This is a genomic window from Schwartzia sp. (in: firmicutes), from assembly GCF_978017985.1.
Genome location: NZ_CDXDFU010000015.1, coordinates 1 through 1,708, shown reverse-complemented (window position 1 = coordinate 1,708; position 1,708 = coordinate 1). Strand labels below are relative to the sequence as shown.

At 48.7% G+C, this 1,708-nt stretch carries 2 protein-coding genes; one reads left to right on the top strand and one right to left on the bottom strand.

Features of this window, described 5'->3' with window-relative positions:
* Positions 1–975 (top strand): ATP-binding protein (locus ACY69O_RS00620; RefSeq protein WP_462331537.1); only part of this gene is annotated, 975 nt, incomplete at its 5' end.
* 62 nt (positions 976–1,037) lie between these two features.
* Here ACY69O_RS00620 and ACY69O_RS00615 read toward each other — a convergent pair.
* The coding region (locus ACY69O_RS00615) for an ABC transporter permease (protein WP_462331536.1) at positions 1,038–1,708 on the bottom strand (671 nt) is incomplete at its 5' end.

Genomic DNA, 1,708 nt, shown 5'->3' with positions numbered 1-1,708 from the left:
GGGCAGTTCATTCTGACCGGCTCATCTACCCCGAAAAGAAAAGGCATAATGCACAGCGGTGCAGGGCGCATCGTTCCTCTCCGAATGCGTACAATGTCCCTATGGGAATCCGGCGATTCTGACGGGAAAATATCTCTTCAATCCTTATTTACCGGAGACGTAGAGACACAGCTTACCGGAGAAGTCGAGCTGAAAAAAATAGCGCAGCTTATTGTCCGCGGCGGCTGGCCCCAAAGTCTGACGGTTCCGAAGGAAAAATACCACCTTCTCCCCCAGGGTTATATCAATGCAATTATTGATGACGGCTCTAACCGACTTGATGAAATAAAACGAGACAGTTCAAAAATGATACGCCTGCTGAAATCTTTGGCAAGAAACGAATCAACGACCGTATCAAACAAGACACTCAAAAAAGATATTATGGAGGTTGATGGCATTGCTATAAGCGACCCCACCATTGCAGAATATCTGGATGTCTTTCGCAGATTGTATCTAATCGAAGACCAGCCACCTTTCAGCCCCGGTGTTCGTTCATCGGTACGAGTCAAGCAAAGCAGCAAGCGTCATCTGACCGACCCCTCCATTGCCTGCAGCCTGCTTGGGCTGAACGAAGAAGGCCTTATCAACGACCTTAATACAATGGGTTTCCTGTTTGAATCCATGTGCGAGCGCGACCTGTGGCTTTATGCTATGCCCCACGGTGGCAAGCTCTTCCATTATCAGGATTATCGTGAGAAAGAAATCGACGCGATTGTGGAAATGCCAAACGGCGACTGGGGCGCGTTCGAAATCAAACTGGGCGCCCATCAGATTGATTCCGCCGCAGAAAATCTTTTGAGCATCCGCGCCGATATTGCAAAAGAAGGCAAAGGAAAAGAACCAAAATTTCTCTGTGTCCTCTGCGGCTTGAGCAACGCCGCATATAAACGCGAAGACGGCGTATATGTTGTTCCTATTACCTCGTTAAAGCCATAAAAGAGCCCGTTGCATTAGGCAAATTGCTTAATGCAACGGGCTCTTTTTTTCAAATATTCACATCACACACTGATATCTTCGTTTTTCGTGAGCTTGAAGAACAGCAGCAGCGAAAGAATAGAGGTCAGTGTCAGAATCGTGGAGTACGCGGCAGCGTTGCCGAAGTTGCTGCGGATGACCTCAGCGTAAATCGCAACGGTCAGCGTACTTGTGGACTGGGTGTAGAGGATAATCGAGGAGCTGAGCTCACTAATAAGAGTAATCCAGCTCATGATTGCACCTGCAAGAACACCCGGCAGCATCATGGGAACCATGACCTTACGGAAGGAGGTAAACTCACTTGCGCCGAGGCTTACAGCAGCCTCCTCCACGCTTGGAGAAATCTGTCCTATGATGGCTGTACTGGAGCGTATGGTGTACGGCATACGGCGTATCGTCAGAGAAATTATGATGATAAGCGCCGTGCCCGACAGTACCAGAACGCCCGAGTTGAAGCTCGACAGAAGCGCGATACCCAGAACAGAACCCGGAATGATGTACGGGAACATGGTCAGAGTATCCAGAAGACTCGTAAGCATAGACGGCTTACGCACCGTGAGATAGGAAATCAAAATACCCAGTACAACAACGAATACGATGGCTGCCAAGCCGAAGGCGTACGTGTTGAATATAGACGAATTATCCTTCGCGAAAAGGGTATTCTCATAGTTCATCAGCGAGAAGCTTCCTGTAT